General features: G+C 68.2%; 26 protein-coding genes. 14 read left to right on the top strand and 12 right to left on the bottom strand.

From position 1 onward, the window contains the following. Nucleotide 1: 1 nt before the first annotated feature. The 3 genes from MFF26_RS08010 to MFF26_RS08020 all read left to right on the top strand — a co-directional run bounded on the left by MFF26_RS08010 (nt 2) and on the right by MFF26_RS08020 (nt 1374). The gene (locus MFF26_RS08010) at nt 2–325 is read left to right on the top strand and encodes an acylphosphatase (RefSeq protein WP_171015396.1); all 324 of its coding nucleotides are present in this window, start codon (nt 2–4) and stop codon (nt 323–325) included. Nucleotides 326–407: 82 nt separating this feature from the next. Then, the gene (locus tag MFF26_RS08015) at nt 408–1121 is read left to right on the top strand and encodes a DUF599 domain-containing protein (RefSeq protein ID WP_137827864.1); all 714 of its coding nucleotides are present in this window, start codon (nt 408–410) and stop codon (nt 1119–1121) included. Further along, nucleotides 1111–1374 (top strand): DUF3253 domain-containing protein, encoded by a 264-nt coding sequence (locus tag MFF26_RS08020; protein WP_137827865.1) that lies wholly within the window; start codon nt 1111–1113, stop codon nt 1372–1374. The genes MFF26_RS08015 and MFF26_RS08020 overlap by 11 nt, the downstream gene beginning before the upstream one ends. A gap of 4 nt (nt 1375–1378) precedes the next feature. Here MFF26_RS08020 and MFF26_RS08025 read toward each other — a convergent pair whose 3' ends face one another. From MFF26_RS08025 to epmA, 4 genes are read right to left on the bottom strand one after another with little or no spacing between them, the layout of a single operon-like run. Further along, nucleotides 1379–2176, bottom strand: a complete 798-nt coding sequence (locus tag MFF26_RS08025; RefSeq protein WP_137827866.1) for a YdcF family protein — start codon at nt 2174–2176, stop codon at nt 1379–1381. A 58-nt stretch (nt 2177–2234) separates the two neighbouring features. Beyond that, the gene (locus MFF26_RS08030; RefSeq protein WP_137827867.1) at nt 2235–2858 is read right to left on the bottom strand and encodes a glutathione S-transferase family protein; all 624 of its coding nucleotides are present in this window, start codon (nt 2856–2858) and stop codon (nt 2235–2237) included. Further along, complete coding sequence (locus tag MFF26_RS08035) at nt 2855–4042, bottom strand: lysine-2,3-aminomutase-like protein (RefSeq protein ID WP_283207396.1); 1188 nt, start codon at nt 4040–4042, stop codon at nt 2855–2857. The genes MFF26_RS08030 and MFF26_RS08035 overlap by 4 nt, the downstream gene beginning before the upstream one ends. Further along, nucleotides 4039–5097: an EF-P lysine aminoacylase EpmA gene (epmA, locus tag MFF26_RS08040; protein WP_137827868.1), complete on the bottom strand. Its 1059-nt coding sequence runs from the start codon at nt 5095–5097 to the stop codon at nt 4039–4041. The genes MFF26_RS08035 and epmA overlap by 4 nt, the downstream gene beginning before the upstream one ends. 123 nt (nt 5098–5220) lie before the next feature. Here epmA and efp point away from each other — a divergent pair, with 123 nt between their 5' ends. Next, a complete protein-coding gene (gene efp / locus MFF26_RS08045) occupies nt 5221–5787 on the top strand; it encodes an elongation factor P (protein ID WP_137827869.1) in 567 nt (188 codons plus the stop codon). Nucleotides 5788–5935: 148 nt separating this feature from the next. Here the strand turns inward: efp and MFF26_RS08050 are convergent, their stop codons facing one another. Further along, nucleotides 5936–6919 (bottom strand): heparan-alpha-glucosaminide N-acetyltransferase, encoded by a 984-nt coding sequence (locus tag MFF26_RS08050; protein WP_137827870.1) that lies wholly within the window; start codon nt 6917–6919, stop codon nt 5936–5938. Between the two features lie 214 nt (nt 6920–7133). On the opposite strand from MFF26_RS08050, the gene MFF26_RS08055 reads away from it, so the two are divergent. The 7 genes from MFF26_RS08055 to MFF26_RS08085 are packed head-to-tail and all read left to right on the top strand — an operon-like array spanning nt 7134 to nt 13723. Continuing rightward, nucleotides 7134–7733, top strand: a complete 600-nt coding sequence (locus tag MFF26_RS08055) for a cold-shock protein (RefSeq protein ID WP_137827871.1) — start codon at nt 7134–7136, stop codon at nt 7731–7733. A 12-nt stretch (nt 7734–7745) separates the two neighbouring features. Next, nucleotides 7746–8231 (top strand): DUF192 domain-containing protein, encoded by a 486-nt coding sequence (locus MFF26_RS08060; RefSeq protein WP_137827872.1) that lies wholly within the window; start codon nt 7746–7748, stop codon nt 8229–8231. Beyond that, nucleotides 8161–10059 (top strand): magnesium chelatase subunit D, encoded by a 1899-nt coding sequence (locus MFF26_RS08065; RefSeq protein WP_137827873.1) that lies wholly within the window; start codon nt 8161–8163, stop codon nt 10057–10059. Before MFF26_RS08060 ends, MFF26_RS08065 begins: the two co-directional genes overlap by 71 nt. 14 nt (nt 10060–10073) lie before the next feature. Then, the gene (gene bchO / locus MFF26_RS08070) at nt 10074–10964 is read left to right on the top strand and encodes an alpha/beta fold hydrolase BchO (protein WP_137827874.1); all 891 of its coding nucleotides are present in this window, start codon (nt 10074–10076) and stop codon (nt 10962–10964) included. 44 nt (nt 10965–11008) lie between these two features. After that, nucleotides 11009–12535: a phytoene desaturase gene (locus MFF26_RS08075; protein ID WP_137827875.1), complete on the top strand. Its 1527-nt coding sequence runs from the start codon at nt 11009–11011 to the stop codon at nt 12533–12535. Beyond that, nucleotides 12516–13583, top strand: a complete 1068-nt coding sequence (locus tag MFF26_RS08080) for a phytoene/squalene synthase family protein (protein WP_137827876.1) — start codon at nt 12516–12518, stop codon at nt 13581–13583. Before MFF26_RS08075 ends, MFF26_RS08080 begins: the two co-directional genes overlap by 20 nt. Then, entirely contained in the window at nt 13580–13723 is a 144-nt protein-coding gene (locus MFF26_RS08085) for a hypothetical protein (RefSeq protein WP_171015397.1), read from the top strand. The genes MFF26_RS08080 and MFF26_RS08085 overlap by 4 nt, the downstream gene beginning before the upstream one ends. Before the next feature lie 42 nt (nt 13724–13765). Here MFF26_RS08085 and mtnA read toward each other — a convergent pair whose 3' ends face one another. Continuing rightward, entirely contained in the window at nt 13766–14863 is a 1098-nt protein-coding gene (gene mtnA / locus MFF26_RS08090) for an S-methyl-5-thioribose-1-phosphate isomerase (RefSeq protein WP_137827877.1), read from the bottom strand. Nucleotides 14864–15087: 224 nt separating this feature from the next. On the opposite strand from mtnA, the gene MFF26_RS08095 reads away from it, so the two are divergent. Then, a complete protein-coding gene (locus MFF26_RS08095; protein WP_137827878.1) occupies nt 15088–15402 on the top strand; it encodes a DUF2853 family protein in 315 nt (104 codons plus the stop codon). Between the two features lie 138 nt (nt 15403–15540). Here MFF26_RS08095 and MFF26_RS08100 read toward each other — a convergent pair whose 3' ends face one another. From MFF26_RS08100 to trmD, 4 genes are all read right to left on the bottom strand, one after another. Next, on the bottom strand, nt 15541–15744 hold the full coding sequence (locus tag MFF26_RS08100; RefSeq protein WP_137827879.1) for a DUF1902 domain-containing protein: 204 nt from the start codon (nt 15742–15744) through the stop codon (nt 15541–15543). 76 nt (nt 15745–15820) lie between these two features. Continuing rightward, entirely contained in the window at nt 15821–17413 is a 1593-nt protein-coding gene (gene serA / locus MFF26_RS08105) for a phosphoglycerate dehydrogenase (RefSeq protein WP_238307866.1), read from the bottom strand. Nucleotides 17414–17559: 146 nt separating this feature from the next. After that, on the bottom strand, nt 17560–18735 hold the full coding sequence (locus MFF26_RS08110; RefSeq protein WP_137827881.1) for a phosphoserine transaminase: 1176 nt from the start codon (nt 18733–18735) through the stop codon (nt 17560–17562). Between the two features lie 172 nt (nt 18736–18907). Beyond that, entirely contained in the window at nt 18908–19630 is a 723-nt protein-coding gene (gene trmD, locus MFF26_RS08115) for a tRNA (guanosine(37)-N1)-methyltransferase TrmD (RefSeq protein ID WP_137827882.1), read from the bottom strand. Between the two features lie 372 nt (nt 19631–20002). Between trmD and MFF26_RS08120 the strand changes: the two genes are divergently transcribed. Continuing rightward, a complete protein-coding gene (locus MFF26_RS08120) occupies nt 20003–20734 on the top strand; it encodes a class I SAM-dependent methyltransferase (protein WP_137827883.1) in 732 nt (243 codons plus the stop codon). A 157-nt stretch (nt 20735–20891) separates the two neighbouring features. On the opposite strand, the gene MFF26_RS08125 is transcribed toward MFF26_RS08120, so the two are convergent. Continuing rightward, the gene (locus MFF26_RS08125) at nt 20892–21215 is read right to left on the bottom strand and encodes a metalloregulator ArsR/SmtB family transcription factor (protein ID WP_137827884.1); all 324 of its coding nucleotides are present in this window, start codon (nt 21213–21215) and stop codon (nt 20892–20894) included. A gap of 89 nt (nt 21216–21304) precedes the next feature. Between MFF26_RS08125 and MFF26_RS08130 the strand changes: the two genes are divergently transcribed. After that, nucleotides 21305–22264: an acyl-CoA desaturase gene (locus tag MFF26_RS08130; protein WP_137827950.1), complete on the top strand. Its 960-nt coding sequence runs from the start codon at nt 21305–21307 to the stop codon at nt 22262–22264. A 56-nt stretch (nt 22265–22320) separates the two neighbouring features. Here the strand turns inward: MFF26_RS08130 and rimM are convergent, their stop codons facing one another. After that, nucleotides 22321–23004 (bottom strand): ribosome maturation factor RimM, encoded by a 684-nt coding sequence (gene rimM / locus MFF26_RS08135; protein WP_137827885.1) that lies wholly within the window; start codon nt 23002–23004, stop codon nt 22321–22323. Nucleotides 23005–23050 lie beyond the last annotated feature (46 nt).

Raw genomic sequence — 23050 nt, forward strand, 5'->3', positions numbered from 1 at the left:
CATGCTAGGCCCCGACGGCAGCGCATGGCGGGAGGCCGACCGTTTGACTTCGCAGACGAAAACGATCCGTGCGGTCATCTCCGGGCGCGTGCAGGGCGTGTCCTATCGAGCTTGGACGCGCAAGCGCGCCCTCGGTCTCGGCGTCGTCGGCTGGGTTCGCAACCGGCCTGACCGGACGGTCGAGGCCGTGTTCTCAGGGCCTGAACCCGCCGTCGACGCCCTGCTGGCCGAATGCCGCCGAGGCCCCCTGATGGCGAGGGTCGACGACATCGCGGTGAGCGAGGCCGCACTGTTCGCGGGGGAGGGTTTCGAGATCCTCTCCTGATCGGGGCTTGCCGCCTGGGCCCGCGGCCTGTAGCGGCCCGGGGGACGATGGCGAACGGGACCGGGAAGGCGATGCGCTGACGATGTGGGACATCCGCGCCTTCTCGCCCCTGGATCTCGCCGGGCTTGTGTTCTTCGTCGCCGCCTGGGTCGGCTACAGTCTCGCGGTGCAGCGGCGGCGCGGTGACCGTCTGAGCCTCAGCCAGATCATGAATCGGCAGCGGCGCAACTGGGCGCTGCAGATGATCGGCCGCGACAATCGCGTGGTCGACACCACCATCAACGCCTCGCTGCAGAACGGCACCGCCTTCTTCGCATCGACGTCGCTGATCGCCCTCGGCTCGGTGCTGACCCTGTCCCGCTCGGGCGACGACGTGCTCAACCTCTTCTCGGCTCTGCCGTTCGGATCGGCGACGACCCGGGCGACTTGGGAGATCAAGGTTGCCGGGCTCGCCGTCGTGTTCGTCTACGCCTTCTTCAAGTTCGCCTGGGCCTACCGGCTCTTCAATTACGGCGCCATCCTGATCGGCGCGGTGCCGCCGAAGGGTTCCGGTGCACCGGAAGACGTCATGCGTCGGGCCGCCGAGCGCGCCGCCGCGATGAATGTGGCGGCGGGCTCCCACTTCGCGAAAGGCCAGCGCGCCTTCCTGTTCGCGCTGGCCTATCTCGGCTGGTTCGTGAGCGCGCCGGTCCTGATGCTGACGACCGGCAGCGTGGTGTTCGTGATGTGGCGGCGCCAATTCGCCTCGCCGATCCGCGCCGCCCTGCTCGCCGAGGAGGATTGCCGTGGCCAGTGACGCCGAGATCGAGGAGACGATGCTGCGCCTCGTCGCCGAACGCGGCAGCGACAAGACCTGCTGCCCGTCCGAAGTCGCCCGCGCGCTCGGCGGCCCGCATCCCGATGGCTGGGGCCCGCTGATGCAGCCGGTACGACGCGTGGCCGTGCGCTTGACCAAGGAGGGCCGGGTGCAGATCGTGCGAAAGGGAAAGCCGGTCGCCGACCCGGACGATTTCCGCGGGATCTATCGCTTGAGCCAGCCGAGGGGCTGAGGGCTCACGGCGCCGGCATCCAGGCCTTGGTGTATCCCGCGAGCTTGTAGGCGATCAGCCCGATCCATTCCTTCACGCCGATATCGAATTCGGACAGGCCGTCCGAGGCGAAGGTGGCGAGGCGGTAAGCGTCGCGCGGTCCGCTGGTGCGGTAATCGACCGGGTAGGCCGTGACCGAGAACCCCGCCTCGCGGAAGCAGCCCATGGCCCGCGGCATGTGCCATGCCGAGGTGACGAGAAGCCAGCGCTCCTCCGGTTTCGGCTGGGTCATACGGGATGAGAACACCGCGTTCTCGCGGGTGTTGCGGGATTGCTGTTCCAGGATCAGCCGATTGCGCGGCACGCCGAGGGTATCGGCGAAGCGGCTGACGATCTCGGCCTCCGAAATCGCATGCTCGCGCATGGTGCCGCTGCCGCCGGAGAACACGAGGCGGGCCTGGGGATAGCGGCGGGCCAAGTCGCCCAGCGCGATCTCCCGCTCGCCCGCATCGTTGACGGTGATCTGATCGCGTCCGATCGAGGTATCGGCCTCGACCGCGCCGCCGAGCACGATGATCCCGGCCACCGGCTGACCGTCATCGACGAAGGCGGGGAACCGGTTCTCCAACGGCATCAGGACCCAGGCCGATAACGGCCCGAGGCCGGCCACCAGCAAGCCGAGAAACCCGGTGATTGCGAGAACGCGCCCGATATTGCGGCCGAACTCGGTGAACAGGAGCAGGCAGCCGAAGAGTCCGAGGAGGATCAGGAAGTTCGACGGCGTGATGACGAAGAAGATCAGCTTCGAGAGCGGGAAGAACATTTTTCGTCCGGATGGTCGGGGCGCGGCGTCCGTCACTGGCTGACCTCCGCCACTTCGATCAGGTCAGCGGCAGCGTCAGAACGGACGAGCTGGCCGAACGTTGCGCCAAGCGGTCGCGCCACGCGACGATGTTCGGACGCTCCTCGCAGGGCAGGGGCAGGATCAGCCACCGATGCGCCGCACAGCCCACCGCGATGTCGGCGATCCCGAAGGTTTCGCCCGCGACGTAGGGCGTATTGGCCAGATGTCGGTCGAGCAGGTCGGCGCAGCGTTCGCTGGCGCTTCGCGATGCCTCGATGACCGACGCATCCCGTTTCTCGGGCGCGACCCGCACGAGTTGGAGAAAGGCGTCGCGCATGGCCGGCGTGAAGGCGGTGGCCTGCCAGTCGAGCCATTGGTCGACGAGCGCGCGTTCGCGCGGCGTGGCCGGCAGCGCGAGCACGCCACCATAGGCGTTCGCGAGGTAACGCAGGATCGCGTTCGATTCCCAGAGGATGAAACCGTCCTCCTCGAGGGTCGGCACGAGGCCGTTGGGGTTCATCGCGCGGTAGCGCTCCTCGCCGACGATGCCATGGGCGCCGCCGGCCTCGATGTGCTCGTAGGGCAGGGCCAACTCATCGAGCGCCCAGAGGGCCTTCTGGACGTTGCCGGAGCTTGCCCGTCCCCACAATCTGCGCGTCATGCTTCGTCCTTCGGCGGATAGGTGTGCACATGCCCGCGCGGGTCGGTCACGCGGAGCCCGCCCGGCGATTCGTCGAGATAGCCCGGCCCCACCGGCACCTTGCCGTGACCGCCGGGGATGTCGAGCACGTAGGTCGGCTGTGCGAGCCCCGACAAGCATCCGCGCAGGGCCCGCATCAGCGTTTGGCCCTCCGGCAGGGTGGTGCGCAGGTGGCCGGTCCCCGGAGCCAGATCGCCGTGATGCAGGTAGTAGGGCTTGATCCGGTTCTCGACGAAGCGACGCATCAGCGCCTCCAATGTCGGCGCATCGTCGTTGACCCCGCGCAGGAGCACGGTCTGGCTCACCATCGGGATGCCGGCATCGACCAAGCGGGCGCAAGCCGCCCGAGCGCTCTCGGTGAATTCCCGCGGATGATTGGCGTGGAGGGCGACGTAGACGGCGCCGGGAAAGCGTTTGAGCGCGGCGACGAGGTCGGTGTCGACGCGTCCCGGCTCGACCACCGGCACGCGGGTGTGGAGACGCATGACCTTCACATGCGGAATTGCGCCGAGGGCGTCCGCGATGGCCGCCAAGCGCCGCGGCGAAAGTGCGAACGGATCGCCGCCGGTGAGCACCACCTCCCAGATCTCCGGTCGCGCGGCGATGTAGGCGAAGGCGGCGGCGAGTTCAGCCTCGCTCAGCATGCCGTGACCGTCCGGTCCGACACGCTCGCGGCGGAAGCAGAAGCGACAATAGACCGGGCAGATATGGAGGGGCTTCAGGAGGACCCGGTCGGGATAGCGATGGACGAGGCCGGGCAGGGGTGCGTGCGCGTCGTCGCCGATCGGATCGGCCCGCTCCTCCGGCGTCGTCTCGATTTCGTCGGCACGGGGGATGAACTGCCGGGCTATGGGGTCGAGGGGATCGGACGGGTCGATCAACTCGGCCATGTCCGCGGTGACGGAGACGGCGTAGCGGGCGGCCACGCGCTCCAAGACGGTCACATGTTCCGCCGGGATCATACCGGCCTGCGCCAAGGCACCGACGGTCTTGAGCGCACGCCCATCCCTCGCCGTATGGCGGGGGAGGGACGCGACCGTTCCACTCGGAGCGGAGCCCGCATCCGTCCCGGCCGCCGGGCCCACGGTCTCCTCCGCAGGCGGGGCAAGACTCTTGGTCCGGATTCCGGCCGGGGCCACGCTCAACGCCCCGTCCCCCGCGCCACCGGCGTCCAGACGACGTCGTCGATCCGCGGCGCGCCGGTGGCCAGCATGACCAGCCGGTCGAGCCCGAGGGCGATGCCGCTGGCCTCCGGCATGATCGCCAGCGCATCGAGGAACTCCTCGTCGATGGGGTAGCGCTCGCCGTAGACGCGCAGCCGCTCCGCCATCTCGGCCTCGAACCGGCGGCGCTGCTCGGTCGCGTCGGTCAATTCACCGAAGGCGTTGGCGAGCTCGACCCCGCAGGCATAGAGCTCGAACCGTTCGGCCACCCGCGGGTCGTGCGGGCTCGGCCGGGCGAGCGCCGCTTCGCTGACCGGATACTCGCACAGGATCGTCGGGCGATCCTTGCCGAGATGCGGCTCGATCAGTCCGACGAGGACGCGGCTGAACAGGTCGGCCCAGGTGTCGTCCGCGGCGACCCGCAAACCGCGCGTCACGACGGCGGCGGCGAGGGTCTCACGGTCGGTGGTGCCGTCGGACGCGATCGTGCCGAGCAGATCGATGGCCGCGTAGCGCGAAAAGGCTTCGGCCAGGGTCAGCCGTTCGAAGGGGGCGAAGGGATCGGCTTGGCGGCCGCGAAAGCTCAAGCGCGTCACGCCCGCGGCCTCGGCGGCGAGCGCCAGCACGGCGGCGCAATCGGCCATCAGGGCCTCGTACGTCTCGCCGGCCCGATACCATTCGAGCATGGTGAATTCGGGATGGTGCAGCGCCCCCCGCTCACGGTTGCGGAACACGCGGGCGAGGCTGAACAGGCGCGTCTCCCCGGCCGCCAGCAGCTTCTTGCAGGCGAATTCCGGCGAGGTGTGCAGATAGAGCGATGCCCGTCCCCCGTCGGGGAGCTGCGCCTCGGTGGCGAAGGCGGCCAGATGGGCCTCGTTGCCCGGCGAGATCTGGAGCGCCGCGGCGTCCACCTCGACGAAATCCTGGTGGGCGAAATGAGCCCGCAGAGCCGCGACGATGCGGTTGCGCGTCAGCAGCAGGGGCCGGCGATCCGCATGGATGGCCGGTTGCCACCAGGACGATGCCTCGTTGCTCACGCGAAAAGGGTCTCCGGCTGGCAACAGGGGCGCGGATAGGGTAGGGCCTCGCGGATGATTCCGCTCTCACGGCCACGGGGCCTGTGGGAAGCTGCCGTTCTCGTCAAGCTAAGGTCCACGCTCGTGAAAGTGATCGCCAGTACCCTTCGCAAGGGCAACGTCGTCGAGAAGGACGGCAAGCTCTACGTCATCCTGACGGCGGAGAACATCCACCCCGGCAAGGGCACGCCGGTCACCCAGCTCGACATGCGCCGCATCACCGACGGTGTGAAGATCTCCGAGCGCTATCGCACCACCGAGCAGGTCGAGCGGGCCTTCGTCGAGGATCGTGATCACACCTTCCTGTATCAGGACGGCGAGGGCTTCCACTTCATGAACCCCGAGAACTACGAACAGATCGCCGTTCCGGAGGATGTCGTCGGTGACGCCGCTCCCTACCTGCAGGAGAGCATGACCGTCACGCTCTCGACCCATAACGGCGTGCCGCTCACCATCGAGCTGCCGCAGCGCGTCATCCTCGAGATCGTCGAGACCGAGCCGGTCACGAAGGGCCAGACGGCCTCGTCCTCCTACAAGCCGGCGATCCTGTCGAACGGCGTGAAGACCAGCGTTCCGCCCCACATCTCCGCCGGCACCCGCGTGGTCATCATGACGGCCGACGGCTCATACGTGGAGCGCGCGAAGGACTGACCCGACGCCGCTCCTCGATCCCGAGCCTGCGCCCCTCGCTTTCATGAAAGAGGGGCCGATAGCCGGGACCGTGCGGAGCCCCTCTATCGTCCAAGAATCGGCCGACCGCCGCCTGGTACGGGCAGCGGTCGGCGCGGCGGTCTCACCATCAGGGCGCGGCGTCCGTACCCTCCGCCGCCTCGTAGCAACGCTGCGACAGCCCCTGTGCCTGAAGCCTCTGCTCGGCGCTGTAGGGTATTCCCGATCCCCACAATCCCTCCTTTCGGAGCGCCTGTTCGGTGCAGCGCGCCGCGACCCGACACGGTTCGGGCCCGCCGCCGGTGCGGACGCAATTCGCCGCATAGGTCGCTCGAAAGCTCGCCGCTCCCGCGCGCGGATGCGGGCCGGTGATGCTGACGAGACCGTAGAGCAGCGCGAGCAGGATCGGCTGATGCAGGAGGTAGACGGCAAGGCTGTGCCGTCCTGCGAAGGCCGCCCCCCGGGCGAACCCGCTCTCGGCGCGCCAGCGGCCGAGACGCTCGCTCCACACGCTCGACCCGCCGAGGCGGGCCAACGCGATGCCGGCGAGCACCATTCCGAACCAGGGAAACAGCGGCACCCAATCGTTGGTGTCCGGCCGCAGCCGGCCGAGTCCGAGGAAGTAGAGTTCCGGGGCGTCGAGGATCGGATGCACGATGAAGAAGGGGCCCGCCAGAAAGGCGATGGCGGTGAGGGCCGTGATCCATACGGGCGCGAAGACGAAGGGCAGGCCGAGCAGGCTCGACAACGCGATGCAATGCAGGATGCCGAAGAAGATATAGCTCTGGGGAAACGCGTAGGAGGTGGCGAGCGTGATGAGCGCGGCCGCCGCCGCGATGCGGGCGATCCGTCCGAAATAGGCGCCGAGCCGGACGCCGCCTCGATTGGCGAGCACGAGCCCGATGCCGACCAGCAGCAGGAACGACCCGGCGATGAGGTGGGCCGTGGCACGTCCGATCGGCGTCAGCGCGTAATTTTCCGGCGTCAGCCTCAGGAAACCCAGGTCCCATAGGGTGTGATAGCCCGCCATCGCGGCAAGCGCTCCGGCTCGGGCGAGGTCGATGGCATCGATGCGGCCGCGTGGCTTGGCGGTGGAGGGCAGAGGCACGGACATGCTGCGGCCCTACCATCCCGATCCGACGGGGGCGAGGAAGGCCCAGCGGCCAACTGCTCGTTCTGGCGTCACCGACAGTGAGGCGCCGCCGCCATGGCGGGCAAAATTGGTTCCCGCCTGTGTCCCGTTGCCGGTCAAACGGGCTTTCCGGGAATCGGGACTTTGTTAACGTAGCGTCGGAATTGCGCGGCGCGATTCGGCACGGGTTGCTTACATGTCGAACGAACACGGAATCGATTCGGGCCCTGCCCGAACCGCGGCGGCCAAGGATCTCGACCCTGCCGAGGGCGAGCGTCCGCTCGAGCTTCTGGAGATTTCCGGCCGCATCAAGTGGTTCGATGTGTCGAAAGGGTTCGGCTTCATCGTCCCCGACGACGGCTCGCCGGATGTCCTTCTGCACATCACCTGTCTGCGCCGGGACGGGCATCAAGCCGCGAGCGAGGGCGCACGGATCGTCGTCGAGGCGGTGCGTCGCGCCCGCGGCTGGCAGACCTTCCGTGTGATCTCCCTCGATCAGTCCTCGGCGATCCACCCCTCCGAACTACCGATGCCGCGCACGCATGTGTCCGTGACGCCGACGAGCGGCCTGGAGACGGCGGTGGTCAAATGGTTCAACCGCCTGCGCGGCTTCGGCTTCGTCAGTCGGGGCGAGGGCACGCCGGACATCTTCGTCCATATGGAAACCCTGCGACGCTACGGCATCGCCGAGCTCAAACCCGGCGAGACGGTGCTGGTGCGCTACGGCGACGGCTCGAAGGGTGCTATGGCGGCGGAAGTCCGCCTCGTCGACGGGGCGCTTCCGGCCTCTCACTGACGGGGTGTTTCCGTGCGCGTTCCCTCGAAGACCGTCCGTATCCTCACCTGCCTCGCGGCCCTGTCCGCGCCTCTCGCCGTGGCGTGCGCCGAGGCGCCGGCCGCCGGGACCGAGCAAGCCAAGACGGAGCCCCTCGCGATCCTCGCCCAGGACGGGCGCCGCGCCTTTCAGGTCGAGGTGATGCGCAACGATGCGCAGCGCGCCAAGGGTTTGATGTATCGTCGCTCGATGCCGGCCGATCACGGCATGCTGTTCGATTTCGAGCGCCCGCTGCCCGTCAACATGTGGATGAAGAACACCTACATCCCCCTCGACATGGTGTTCATCCGCTCCGATGGATCGATCGCCCGCATCGCCGCCGACACCGAGCCGCTGTCCACTCAGATCATCGCCTCGGGCGAACCGGTCCTCGCCGTCCTCGAATTGAATGCCGGCACGGCGGCGAAACTCGGCATCCGGGCCGGGGACCGGATCGAGCATCCGTTGTTCCGGCGCTGACGCCTTGTCCCCCCCGGCGGAGCGCGAGTCGAGTTCGGCCTGGGACGATGCGCTCCGTGCGCTCTCGCTGCTGACCGCCGATCCGCACGGGCTCGGCGGTCTCGTTCTGCGGGCGGGTGCCGGCCCCGTGCGTGACCGCTGGCTCGATCTCCTGCGGGCGCGATTTGCCGGTCCGATCCGTCGCCTGCCTCCCGGTGTCGGCGACGACCGCCTCATCGGCGGGCTCGATCTGCCCGCCACGCTTCGGTCGGGGCGCCCGGTGGCGCAGAGCGGCCTGCTCGCGGAAGCCGATGGTGGCGTCGTGGTGGTGCCCATGGCCGAAAGGCTGGATCCCGGCATCGTGGCCCGCCTCGCCCACGCCCTGGACACAGGCCTCGTCGTCCTTGAGCGTGACGGCCTCGCCGCCCGCCTACCCGCCCGGTTCGGCCTCGTGCTGCTCGATGAGGGCATCGAGGACGAAACCATCGCCGCGGCGCTGGGTGATCGGTTGGCCTTTCGTCTCGATCTGACCGGTGTGAGCCTGCGGGAGACGGACGGCCCCTCGGTGCCCGATCCGGATGACGCCGCATCCCGCGAAGCCCGTGCATCCGAGGCCCCGATGCGTCGCGACGCTCGCGAAGGCCAAATGCTAAGGGCGGAATCATCGTCCGGCCTCGACCGGGACGATCCCGTCACCGTTCTGTGCACGGCCGCCACGGCTCTCGGTATCGCCTCCCTGCGCGGGCCGCTTCTGGCTCTGCGCGCGGCACGGATCGCCGCTGGAGACGGTCCGCCGTCGGAGGCCGAATTGATGGAGGCCGCCCGCCTCGTGCTGGCCCCGCGGGCGACGCGGCTTCCCGCTGCGGACCATCACGGCGAAGCGACCGCCCCGGACGAGAAGCCCGAAACGCCGCCGGAAACCGATACCCAGGGAACGGAGGCAGCGGGAAACGAGGACTCCGAAGCGCCCCCCTCTCCGCCGACCAAAGCGCTCGATGAGGTGGTGTTGGAGGCCGCACGGGCGGCCATCCCCGACGATCTGCTAGCCCGATTGCTTGCGGGCGGGCCGTCCCTGCGTCGGGCGGAGGCGGGCCGCAAGGGGTCGGCCGCGGCCTCGTCTCTCAAGGGGCGACCGGTGGGGAATCGACCGGGCGATCCGCGCCGGGGCCGGCTCGATCTGATTGCGACCCTGCGCACGGCCGCACCGTGGCAGCCTCTGCGCCGGGGAACGGACGAGGCGCGGCGGGTCGTCGTCGCGGCCGAGGATATCCGCATTCGCCGCTACCGTCAGCGCAGCGAGACCACGGCGATCTTCTGTGTCGATGCCTCAGGTTCGGCGGCCCTGGAACGCCTCGCCGAAGCCAAGGGGGCGGTCGAGTTGCTGCTGGCGGAGGCCTATGTCCGGCGGGATCGGGTGGCACTGGTCGCCTTTCGCGGGACCGGCGCCGAGGTGCTGCTGCCGCCGACCCGCTCGCTGGTGAGGGCGAAGCGCGCCCTGGCCGGCTTGCCGGGCGGCGGTGGAACGCCCCTCGCGGCCGGGCTGGATGCCGCTGCATCGCTCGGTCTCGCGGTCCGCCGCGCCGGTGGAACGCCAGTCATCGTGCTTCTCACGGACGGGCGCGCCAATGTTGCCCGCTCCGGCCTCGGCGGCCGGGCTTTGGCCGGTGAGGAAGCTCTGGGGGCGGGGAGGGCCCTACGCCACCACGGCCTGCGCACCCTCGTGATCGACACCGGGTCCCGCCCTGACGGGGCCCGCGCACTCGCGGAGGCCGCTCAGGCGCGCTACTGCCCGCTGCCGATGGCCGATGCCGGAAGCGTGCGCGCCGCCGTACGGGCGGCGACGGCGTGAGCGCGGGATCTTTCATGCCCCTTCTCGACGACGACCGCCCGAACTGGGAGCGCGACGGCCGCGATTGGCCCCACCGCTCCGCCAGCCGCTTCGTCGAGGCCGCCGGCTTGCGCTGGCACATCCAGGAATTCGGGGAGGCGGAGAAGCCTGGACTTCTGCTCCTGCACGGAACCGGAGCGGCGACCCATTCCTGGCGCGGTCTCGCGCCGCTCTTGGCCGAACGCTACCGCGTCGTCGCCCCCGACCTGCCGGGGCACGGCTTCACCGACCCGCTGCCGCCCGGTCGCCTCTCGTTGCCCGGTATGGCCGCGGCGGTGGCCGGATTGTGCGACCATCTGGATCTCGTTCCGGCGCTCGCCGTCGGACATTCGGCGGGTGCCGCGGTGCTTGCCCGAATGTGTCTCGACCGGCGCATCACCCCCGACCTCCTCGTGGCGCTGAACGGTGCGCTGACGCCGTTTCCGGGTGTGGCCAGCTTCCTGTTTCCCAGCATGGCCCGGATGCTGTTCCTCAACCCGGTCACCCCCAGACTCTTCGCCTGGAGCGCGGACAAGGCGGCGGTGCGCCGCTTGCTCGACGGCACCGGCTCCCGGCTCGACCAGCCCGGCCTCGACCTCTATCGCCGGCTGCTGTCCCGATCCGGTCACGTCTCCGGCGCGCTCGGGATGATGGCGAATTGGGACCTCGCGGCACTCGACCGCGACCTGCCGAAGCTCGGCGTCCGCGCGCTCCTCGTCGTCGGCAGCGAGGACAAGGCGATACGGCCCGACACCGCTTTCGCCCTTCGCGACCGTCTGCCATTCGCCCGCATCGAATTGCTGCGCGGCCTCGGCCATCTGGCCCATGAGGAAGCGCCGGGGCGCGTGGCCGAGATCGTTCTTCGGGAAGCGTCGTCGAACGCCTGACGTCCCCCTTGCGCCCCGCGCGGCACGCGGATTAGTGTCAACAAATGTTGACACTCGCCGTCAAGCCGACTGACGTGTCTGGACCGGATCGCCGGCCGCACGCGGTCGTGATCGGCTCGGGTTTCGGCGGGCTGGCGGCGGCGGTGCGGCTCGGGGCGCGGGGGTACCGCGTCACCATCCTGGAACGGCTGGAACAACCTGGCGGGCGTGCCCGGGTCCACCGCCAGGACGGCTTCACCTTCGATGCGGGCCCGACCATCGTCACCGCCCCGTTCCTCTTCGAAGAGCTTTGGCGCCTGTGCGGCCGCGACATGGCGCAGGACGTGGCCCTGGTGCCGATGCGCCCGTTCTACCGCATCCGTTTCGACGACGGGTCGAGCTTCGCCTACAGCGACGACCGCGCGGCGATGCGGGCGGAGGTGGCGCGCTTCTCGCCCGAAGACATCGACGGCTATGAGCGTTTCATGGCCCACAGCGAAGCGGTCTGCCGCGTCGGCTTCGAGGAACTCGGCCACGTGCCGTTCGACCGGTTCAGGAGCATGCTTCGCATCGCCCCGGACTTGTTACGACTCTCCGGTCATCGCAGCGTCTACGACGTCGTCGCCCGCTTCCTGCGCGACGAGCGCCTGCGCACGATCTTCAGCTTTCACCCCCTGCTCATCGGCGGCAATCCGTTTCGGGCAAGCGGCATCTACTGCCTGATCGCCCATCTCGAACGGCGGTGGGGCGTGCATTTTGCCATGGGCGGGACCGGCAGCCTCGTGAACGGCCTCGTCGGATTGATCCGGGGGCAGGGCGGTGCGATCCGCTGTGGGGCCGACGTGGCGAGAATCGGTGTCGAATCTGGTGTAGCGACCGGCGTGACGCTCCGGGACGGCGAGACCATCGCCGCCGATATCGTCGTCTCCAATGCCGATTCGGCCACGACCTACCGGACGCTGCTCGGCGGGGCGACCCGTCGGTGGAGCGCGCGGCGGCTGGCCCGCGCCGCCTCGTCCATGGGTCTGTTCGTCTGGTACTTCGGCACGAACCGGAAATTCCCGCAGGTCGATCACCACACGATCCTGATGGGGCCGCGCTATCGCGAGCTTCTGGTCGACATCTTCGACCGCAAGCACTTGGCGGAGGATTTCAGTCTCTACCTCCATCGACCGACGGCGACCGACCCGCTGCTGGCGCCGCCGGGATGCGACGCGTTCTACGTGCTCTCCCCGGTGCCGAACCTCGCCGGCGGGCAGGACTGGGCGCAACGGGCAGAGCCCTATCGGCGCAAGATCGAACGCCATCTGGAAGCGACGGTGATGCCGGGGCTTTCCGAGGCGATCGTGACCTCGAAAGTGACGACGCCCCAGGACTTCGCCGACGATTTCCTGAGCTTCCGCGGTTCCGGCTTCGGTCTGGAGCCGGTGCTGACTCAATCCGCATGGTTCCGGCCGCATAACCGGTCGGAAGACGTGGCCAATCTCTTCCTCGTCGGCGCCGGGACGCATCCCGGCGCCGGCCTGCCGGGCGTGCTCTCCTCCGCACGCGTTCTCGATGCCGTGGTGCCGGATGCGCGCGTTCCCGTCTGATCGAACCTCATCCCCCACGGACGAGGATCACGCCGTCTGCCGGGCGGCGATTCGTGCCGGTTCCAAGAGCTTCTATGCCGCTTCGATGCTCCTGCCGCCGAAGGTGCGGCGGCCGTCCTACGGTCTCTACGCCTTCTGCCGCCTCTCCGACGACGCCGTCGACGAGGCCGGCGGCGACCGTGCCGCCGCTCTGGCGCGGCTGGAGCGTCGCCTCGCCCTGGCTCAAGCCGGGCTTCCGCAGGATCATCCCGCCGACCGGGCTCTCGCCGAGGTGCTCGCCGTCCATGCGATACCCGAGGCGCTGCCCCGCGCCCTGCTCGAAGGGCTGGCCTGGGACACGCAGGGGCGCCGCTACGCGACGCTCTCGGACCTGTCCGCCTATGCCGCCCGTGTCGCCGGAGCGGTCGGCGCGATGATGAGCCTCGTCATGGGGGTGCGCGATCCGAACGCGCTCGCCCGCGCCTGCGATCTCGGCGTCGCCATGCAATTCACCAACATCGCCCGCGACGTCGGTGAGGATGCCCGCGCCGGCCGCCTCTACCTGCCCCTCGACTGGCTCGCCGAGGCGGGCATCGAGCCGGACGCCTTCCTGGCCGATCCGCAGGCGACGCCGGCCCTGCGACGGGTCGTGGCCCGATTGCTGGACGCGGCCGAACAGCTCTACGCCCGGTCCGAGGCCGGCATCGCACTGCTTCCGCTGCCCTGTCGGCCGGCCATCCGTGCCGCCCGCCTGATCTATGCGGAGATCGGCCGAGCCGTGGAAGCGAACGGTCTCGATTCCGTCGGTCGCCGCGCCCGCGTGCCGGGCGCCCGCAAGGCCTCGCTTCTCGCCCGCGCGGCTTGGCCGATAGCCCCCGTCGCCACGGTGGTGGACGCGGCCCTGCCCGAGACAGCCTTCCTCGTCGAAGCGGTCCTGCGCCATCCGGCGCCGTCCGCCCCGGCGACACTGCCGGCATGGTGGGATCTATCCGGGCAGGCCGTGCGCGTCCTCGATCTGATCGAGGCCTTGGAGGAGCGGGACGCCTTCCGCCGCTCCGCACCTTCGTGAGCGATACGGGCTTCGCCGCCCTCGATATCGGCCTCGCCTTCGGGCTCGTCCTGGCGCTGGCCGTCTGGCAGCTCATCCGGGTGAAGCGCTCGATCCGACGCGACCGCGAGAGCGCCGACCGGACCTCCGCCGACCTCTGATCGTCGCACCGTCAGCTACATGCAGCCGCGTCCGATACGGGCTCAGGCCGCCCGGCGCCGCTCCGGATACAGCGTCGCGAGCCCATCGGCACTGGCTTCGCAGACGCCGCGCTCGGTGATGATGCCGGTCACGAGGCGAGCGGGCGTCACGTCGAAGGCGGGGTTCGCCACGGGACTACCGGGTGAGACCACCTGCACGGTGGCGAAGCCCCCATCCTCCGTCCGGCCGGTGAGATGCGTGACCTCCCGCGCATCCCGCTCCTCGATCGGAATGTCCCGCACGCCGTCCTCCAGCGTCCAATCGATCGTCGAGAACGGCAGCGCCGCGTAGAACGGCACGCGGTTGTCGCTGGCGGCCAGCGCCTTCAGATAGGTGCCGATCTTGTTGCACACGTCGCCCGAGGCCGTGGTGCGATCGGAACCGACGATGCAGACATCGATGTCGCCGTGCTGCATCAGGTGGCCGCCGGCATTGTCGGCGATGACGGTGTGGGGCACGCCGTGGGCGTTGAGCTCGAAGGCGGTGAGCGCCGCACCCTGATTCCGCGGTCGGGTCTCATCGACGTAGACATGGACCGGCACGCCGGCATCGTGCGCGACGTAGATCGGCGCTAGCGCCGTGCCCCAATCGACGGTGGCGAGCCAGCCCGCGTTGCAATGGGTCAGCACCTTGACCGGACCGCTCTTCTTCGCGGCGATCTCGGCGAGGATCTTCGCGCCATGCTCGCCGATGGACCGACAGCTCGCCACGTCCTCGTCGGCGATACGGGCGGCTTCCGCGAAGGCGAGAGCTTCGCGCTCGGTTTCAGGTGCCCGGCGCAGCAGGCCCGCCGCGCGGTCGAGGGCCCAGCGGAGATTGATGGCGGTCGGCCGCGTGGCGGCGAGCGTCGTGCAGGCCCGCTCGATCCCGCCGTCGCTCGGATCTTCGCGCATGGCCAGCGCCAGCCCATAGGCGGCGGTGACGCCGATCAGCGGCGCGCCGCGCACGACCATGGTGCGGATCGCCACCGCCGCGTCGTCGAGGCTCGCGAGCCGCTTCAGCTCGAAGGCGAAGGGCAGTCGCGTCTGATCGATGACCTGTACGGAGCGGCCGTCGGCCTCGGGGAAGATGGTGCGGTAGTGGCGGCCGTCGATCTTCATGGGATCGCGGTGTCGCACGAAGCGGCTTGCGGAGCCAGCCCCGCCTAGCCGGACGCATCGTTTCGGTATCGTGCCTGCGACTGCTCAGTCTCCAGCATTGCCCTTCAGCGTATTCAATTGTGGAGCGCGTCTGTCAGGACCATGACAACTGCATAAAACCGATCATCCTTCGATCTGCCGCCAGCGAGTCGGCTCGCCCCGCGGCGCTCAGAAGGAGTCCCGCGATGTCCACGCATCTCGACGATGTGAAAAAATACGCCAAGAAGCCGGTCAACGAGGTGGCCGTGGCCGGTTTGGAGAAGACGTATCGGCTGGTGCTGTCGAAGCCGGATACACGCTTCGTGGCCTGTTCCGACAAGGCCGAGCTCGAAACAGTGCGCAATAACTTCCTTGAGAAGAAGCTCGGCTTGAGCGGTGACGCTCTCGACGCCTCGATCAAGGATGTCTGCATGACGATGAAGGCCAGCCGCTCGAAGTCGCGGCTGACGTTCTATTATTTGCTGGCGGAGCATCACGGAAAGCTCGACGCGTTCGCGTGACGACACGCGTCGTACCGAGACGTATCCCTCACCCCGAGCTGCCCCGGCAACGGCCTCAGCGGACCCATTCTTCGAGGCCTCGGCTTCCGCGGCCCTCGTCTCACTGAGGACGAGGGCCCGGGTTGTTGTGCCGCCGCTTCAGCGTGCCACTCGCTCGATGAAGACGTCGATCGCGGCATCCGGGGCGAGACCGAGTTTGTCGCGGATCAGGCCGGGCAACCGGCACATGAGATCGCGCATCGTCGGCGCTTCGCCGGTGAGGCCCGGCACCGGCGATTCTCGGACGACGTAGAGACCGGCGGCCTGATCCCAGCCGCAACGGACGGTGATCGGGTGGCTCATGGGCGGCTCCTCGATGCTGGGGAGGGAGGACGCGGCCTGTGCCGCCGCGTCGTCGTTGGGATCCGGTTCGGCGGTTTTAGAAGCGGACGGGGCGGACACGCTTCACCTGCGGAATTGCGGCGATCGCTTCGAGCACCTCGGCGGAGACCGGCGCATCCACCGCGACGAAGGCGATGGCGTTGCCGCCCTCCGTTTCGCGACCGAGGTTGAACGTGCCGATATTCACGCCCGCTTCGCCGAGCACCGTGCCGAGCCGGCCGATGAAGCCCGGCTTGTCGTAATTGCGAACGTAGAGCATGTGCGGAGCGAAGGCGGCGTCGATGTCGATGCCGCGGATCTCGATGACGCGCGGCTTGCCGTCGTGGAACACGGTGCCCGCCGCATCCCGCGGCATGTCCTCGGCATCGACCGTGATCCGCACCACCGATTCGTAGTCGCTGGCGCCGCCCTCGCGCTTGATCTCGTCCACCACGATCCCCCGCTCCTTCGCGATCACGGGCGCCGAGACCATGTTCACGTCCTGCAGGATCGGCCGCAGCACGCCGGTCACCGCCGCGGAGGTGAGCGCCCGGGTATTCATGCCGGCCACCGCGCCCTCGTAGGTGATGCGGATGCCCTTGATCGGCGCCTCGGTGAGTTGACCGAGGAAGGAGCCCAGCTTCTCGCAGAGGGCCACGAACGGCTTCAGTCGGGGCGCCTCCTCCGCCGAGATCGAGGGAAAGTTGATGGCGTTGGTGATGGCTCCGCTGACGAGGTAATCGGCCATCTGCTCGGCCACCTGCAGGGCCACGTTCTCCTGCGCCTCGGAGGTCGAGGCGCCGAGATGCGGCGTGCAGACCACGTTCGGATGACCGAACAGCGGATTCTCGGTGGCGGGCTCGGTAACGAACACGTCGAAGGCTGCGCCCGCGACATGGCCGGAATCGAGCCGTTCGCGCAGCGCCGCCTCGTCGACGAGTCCGCCGCGGGCGCAGTTGACGATGCGCACGCCGGGTTTGGTCTTGGCGAGGTTCTCGGCCGAGAGGATGTTTCGGGTGCGCTCCGTCATCGGCACATGCAGGGTGATGACGTCAGCACGCGCCAGCAGCGCATCGAGTTCCACCTTCTCGACACCGAGTTCGAGCGCACGCTCCGGCGACAGGAAGGGATCGTAGGCGACGACTTTGAGCTTCAGTCCGATGGCACGCTCGGCGACGATGGCGCCGATATTGCCGCAGCCGATCACGCCGAGCGTTTTGCCCGTCAGCTCGACGCCCATGAAGCGGTTCTTTTCCCACTTGCCGGCCTGGGTCGAGGCGTCGGCCTGCGGGATCTGGCGGGCCAGCGCGAACATCATCGCGATGGCGTGTTCGGCGGTGGTGATCGAATTGCCGAACGGCGTATTCATCACGATCACGCCCTTGGCTGTCGCCGCCGGCACGTCGACATTGTCGACTCCGATTCCGGCCCGGCCGATCACCTTGAGGTTCGGCGCATCGGCAAGCAGCTTGCCCGTCACCTTGGTGGCGGAGCGGATGGCGAGGCCGTCATACTGGCCGATGACGCGGGCAAGCGCGTCCTTGTCCTTGCCGAGGTTCGGCTGGAAGTCGACGGCGATGCCGCGATCCTTGAAGATCTGCACGGCGGCGTCGGAGAGAGCGTCTGAGATCAGAACTTTGGGCTGGGGCACGGGAGCACCTGTGAGGCAGGCGCGCAGGATCGCTGGCCACGACGGGGCGCGACCGGCTGCCCATCGGCAGGACCGGCGGATCGCTGAACGCGCGGGCTGATACGAAAACGGCCGGTCGCAGGGACCGGCCGTGATTCACGGAACGATCAAGCCGCCGCGGCGGCGAGCGCCGCCTTTTCCTGGGCGAAGGCCCAGTCGAGCCAGGGCATGAGCGCTTCGAGGTCGGAGGCCTCGACGGTGGCCCCGCACCAGATCCGCAAACCCGCCGGAGCGTCGCGATAGGCGCCGAAATCGTAGCCGACGCCTTCGGCCTCGAGACGAGCGACGATGCCGGCGGCGACCTTCTTCACCACCGCGTCGCCCTTGGCGAGCACGTCCGAATCGGTCAGCACGAGGCAGACGCCCGTGTTCGAGTAGGTCGCCGGATCGACCGCCAAATGGCCGATCCAGGGAGTCTTCGCCACCCAGTCGTGCACGACCTTGGCGTTGGCATCCGCACGGGCGTGCAGCGCCGACAGACCGCCGATGCTCTCGGCCCATTTCAGGGTGTCGAGGTAATCTTCGACCGCCAGCATCGAGGGCGTGTTGATGGTGTCGCCCTTGAAGATCCCCTCGATCAGCTTGCCGCCCTTGGTCAGGCGGAACACCTTCGGGATCGGCCAAGCGGGCGTGTGGCTCTCGATGCGCGCCACGGCGCGGGGCGAGAGGATCAGCATCCCGTGCGCGGCCTCGCCGCCCATCACCTTCTGCCAGGAATAGGTGACGACATCGAGCTTGTCCCACGGCAGCGGCATCGCGAAAGCCGCCGACGTCGCGTCGCAGATGGTGACGCCGTCGCGGTCGTCGGCGATCCAGTCGCTGTATGGGATCTTCACGCCGGCCGTGGTGCCGTTCCAGGTGAAGACGACGTCGTGATTCTTCGTATCGATCGCGTCGAGCGCCGGCAGGATGCCGTGCTCGGTGGTGCGCACGATCGGATCGATCTTGAGCTCCTTCAGCGCGTCGGTGACCCACTCGGCGCCGAAGGAATCCCAGGCCATGACCTCGACGGTCTTCGGGCCCAGCATCGACCACATCGCCATCTCGACGGCACCGGTATCGGATCCGGGGACGATGCCGATGCGGTAATCAGCCGGGATCTGCAGCACTTTGCGGGTCAGCTCGATGGCTTCCGCCAGCTTCGCCTTGCCTGCGACCGAACGGTGCGAGCGGCCGAGCGCCGCGCCGGAGAGGGCATCAAGGGTCCAGCCGGGACGCTTGGTCGTGGGGCCGGACGAGAAATAAGGCACGCGCGGACGCGCGGCAGGCTTTTGAACCGTCATGTCATCCATCCTTCCAGATGGGCGCCTCCCGTTGGGGGGAGGTGTCCCGCCGCCGGGAATGACCGATTAAGGCGTGGGACGCAAGCCGTCTCTTTAAGATTTTCCGCCGCGTGTTGCTGGGGTGACAGGCGCTGTGACAGTTCAGGCAAGATGTTTTAACGAGATATTTCTTCTACGGCGCTTCTTCGGCCAGCAGGTCAGGCCGGCGGGCGCGCGTCAGCACGAGGCTCTGCTCGTGCCGCCAGCGGGCAATGGCCGCGTGGTTGCCGCCCATCAGCACGTCGGGGATCGCGCGGCCCTCCCATTCGCGCGGACGCGTGTAGTGCGGGTATTCGAGAAGACCGCCCTCGAAGCTCTCTTCGACGCCGGATTCGTGCTTGCCCATCACGCCTGGGAGCAGGCGCACGCAGGCATCGATGAGGACGAGTGCGCCGATCTCGCCACCCGAGAGGATGTAGTCGCCGATCGACACCTCTTCGAGGCCGCGCCCCTCGATGACCCGCTCGTCCACGCCCTCGAAGCGTCCGCAGACGATGACCGCGCCGAGACCTTCGCTGAGCGCGCGCACCCGTGCCTGCGTCAGCGGCTTGCCGCGGGGCGACATGAGGAGCCGGGGACGGAGATCGCCCTCAGGCGACGCAGCATCGATGGCGGGACCGAGGACGTCGCAGCGCAGGACCATGCCGGCACCGCCTCCGGCGGGGGTGTCGTCGACGTTGCGATGGCGGCCGAGCCCGTGTTCGCGGATCTGGCGCGGCTCCAGGCACCACGCCCCGCGAGCGAGGGCATCGCCCGACAGCGACAGCCCGAGGGGGCCCGGGAACATCTCGGGATAGAGGGTCAACACGGTGGCCCGCCAGGGGGCCGCTGCGGCCGAGTCGCTACCGTCGCTCATGCCGCTTGATGGCGGGGCGGGAAGGGGCGGTCAACGCCGAGACGGAACACGCCGAGGCAACCGCCGCGCTTTCCTCGACCGCTTCACCCCAGACCCTTCGACGTTTTCTGCCCTTACGCGCGCGGAAGGAAACGTGTCCGGGGGAGGAGCGGAGCGGCTCGCTGTGCCGAACGGATCGGGCGAACCGGTGGCGATACCGACCGTCGCGCCGGGCATAGCGAGCGCCGCCGATGCGGACTGACTAAGTGCCAAGGCAATCAGGATGTGGGGTAAGCGTCCCATGATCATGGACCAATCCCATTGCGTCGATAACCGTTTCCGGCCGGAGAGTCGCGGGCGGGCACGTTCCGCGTCTCCACGGGTTGTTCGCGGATGATCCGTTCGACCATCCTGACCCTTCTTCTCCTGACGCTGCCGGCCGGAGCCGCCGAGCCGCTCGCCCCGCCCGCTGCCCCGGCCGAACGCTTTCCGAAACCCGACAGACCTGTGGCGGAAATCGTGGCGGCGCAATGGGCGGACCCCAAGGAACGAGACCGGGCCGACGAGGTCGGGCAGGTGGCGCGCCTCATGCGGATCGGCCCTGGACAGACGGTTGCCGATATCGGGGCCGGCAGCGGCTATTACGTAATGCGGTTGAGTCCTCGGGTCGGTCCACAGGGACGCATCCTCGCGCAGGACATCACGCCGAATTACCTGTCCGACCTGGAACGGCGCGTCGCCACCGAACGATTGACCAACGTCACCGTGGTGCGGGGCGAAGCGCACGATCCGCGCCTGCCCCCGGGATCGCTCGACGCGGCCGTGCTGGTTCACATGTATCACGAGGTCGCGCAGCCGTTCGGCCTGCTCTGGAATCTCGCCGCGATGATGAAACCGGGCGGAAAGGTCGGCATCGTCGATGCGGACGCGATCCCCTCGCGCCACGGTACGCCGCCGAAGCTCCTGCGCTGCGAGTTGGCGGCGGTCGGATACCGCGAACTGTCCATGACCACGCTCAAGGGCGGCGTCGGCTATCTCGCGGTGTTCGAGGCGCCGCCGGTCGACAAGCGGCCCGATCCGGCCGCGATCACACCTTGCCGGGACGAGACGACGCGCATCCGCTGAGCGTGCTTCTTCGATTGAATGCGTTTGTCGGCTCCGTCGCTCTGTTCGATATCAAGTCTAGCGATAGTCTTATTGGAAAACCGAGAAAAACAATTTCGTTTTGAGAAGTCCGCGGTATCAAAGACGTGATACACGATTTGGCAATGTAGAAAATCTACTATCGATTATCAGTGCGAGAACCTTTCTCCGCCAATGCTGCGCTCTCCCGCTTGAGCGGGCGGCCTTTCGGACATGCTTCCTGCACGAAACCATGCAGGGCGTTGACCAAGTTGTCGGGCACCTGTCGGTAGAAAATGAACTGCCCCCGGCGCTCGCTTTCCACCAGCCCGGCGGCTTCGAGAATCGAGAGATGCTGGGAGATGGAGGCCTTCGACATGGCGAAGCGCGCCGCGATTTCGCCGGCGTTGAGTTCGGTGTGAGACAGGTACGCTAGAATCTGGCGCCGGACGGACGATGCCAGAGCTTCGAAGACACGCTGCATCGGACGATATTTAGGCGCTAAGCTAACCATTGACAAGCTCAACCTTTCGTTGTTTAGGAAATTTGCTAAATATCGAAAGGTGGATGGTGATGATTCCAGCGCCTCGATGCACCTCGACGACCCGCATGATCGCCGACGCCCAGACATCCGCCGCGGATGGGCGCCTGGAATGGTCGCCGGCCAAGTCCTTGTGGATCGGTGGGATGCAGCTTTCAGCCCTGCTGCTCGGTCCCGTGTTCGTCACTCCCGGCGCAGTCGCACTCTTCATGGCGACGACGATCGTCACGCTGTGTGCGGGCCATTCGGTCGGGATGCATCGCTTGCTGGTGCATCGCAGCTTCTCGGCAAAACCCTGGGCCGAGTATGTGCTGGTCTATCTGGGGACGTTGGTCGGAATGGCGGGGCCGGTCGGTATGGTCCGCCTTCATGACATGCGTGATTGGGCCCAGCGCCAGCCCGCCTGCCACGATCTTCACGCCAACCGGCTCCCCCTGTGGCGCGATGCGGTGCTGCAGATGCACGCCCGTCTAGTGCTCGCACATCCACCCCGGTTCGTTGTCGAGCCGAGGATCACGGGTGATCGGTTTTATCGGTGGCTGGAAGCGAGTTGGATGCTGCAGCAACTGCCATGGGCCGTGCTGTTCTACGCGATCGGCGGGCTACCGTGGCTGGTTTGGGGTATCCCCGTCCGGATTGCGGTCTCGTTGACCGGGCACTGGCTCGTCGTGCACCTGACCCATCGGGATGGACCTCAGGGTTGGATCGTCGAGGGTGAATCCGTGCAGGGGCACGACCTCCCGGCGGCAGCTTGGCTCACCTTCGGCGAGGCTTGGCACTCGACGCATCATGCATGGCCGGAATCGGCACGTCTTGGAACCGAACCGGGTCAGGCTGATCCCGGCTGGTGGCTGCTGAGAGGCCTCGAACGTCTCGGGTTCGTCTGGGATCTGAAGGAGCCCGGTGTTCTCGAACCTCGGCTCGGCGTTCGTAAGCTTCCGCGTGACAAGGGACAGGCTTACGGTGTCGGCTTCGATGCGCCCGCGTCTTGAATCTCGGCGTCTGACCGGGTCGGGGGCTACCTGATCGCGTCCATCGCGTCTCGACCCTAGCCCGGATCGTCGGCGGGCTTCGGGCCTGGCGGGGCGAAGAGATCCTCCGGCGGATCGGCGACGATCCGGCCGCCGGCGATGTCGAGGCTCGGCACGAACGTTTTGGTGAAAGGCAGGAGTGCGGTCGGACCGCCGGCAGCCGGGCGAATCTCCAGGAGATCGCCGCCACCGTAATTCGGGACGGCGACGACGGTGCCGAGCGCGGTACCGCTGCCGTCCTCGACGGTGAGCCCGATCAGGTCGGTGAGGAAGAATTCATCCTCCTCCGCGGCCTGGCCGAGCTTGTCACGGGCAATAGCGAGCGTGAGACGGCTTAGGGCTTCGACGCCGCTTCGATGGGTGATGCCCTTCACCCGCACGATCAGGAGATCGGGCGAGCCGCCCGGGGCCTGGCGGGCATCCTCCAGCTCGATCATGCGCCCGTCGGGCAGACGCAGGGGGCCGTAGGCGGCGATGGCGGTGGGATCGCCGGTATAGGATTTGAGTCGCACTTCGCCGTGCAGGCCGTGCGGACGACCGAACTCACCGAGCAGGACAAGGTTGGGATCCGGCGAGGCGGGCGGGGCCGACGGGTCCGAGGCTTTGGCGGGCGCGGGTTTGCGCGCAGAGGTGACGGCCGTCGCGCCGAGCGGCTCGGGTCGCGCGGGTCCGCGGAAGGAGGAGCCGGGGCGGCGTGCCATGCAGGGTGCCTCGACGAAATGACCGCGGGGAAGCCCTCCCCGCGAG

The organism is Methylorubrum suomiense, from assembly GCF_022179765.1.
Classification (GTDB): domain Bacteria; phylum Pseudomonadota; class Alphaproteobacteria; order Rhizobiales; family Beijerinckiaceae; genus Methylobacterium; species Methylobacterium suomiense.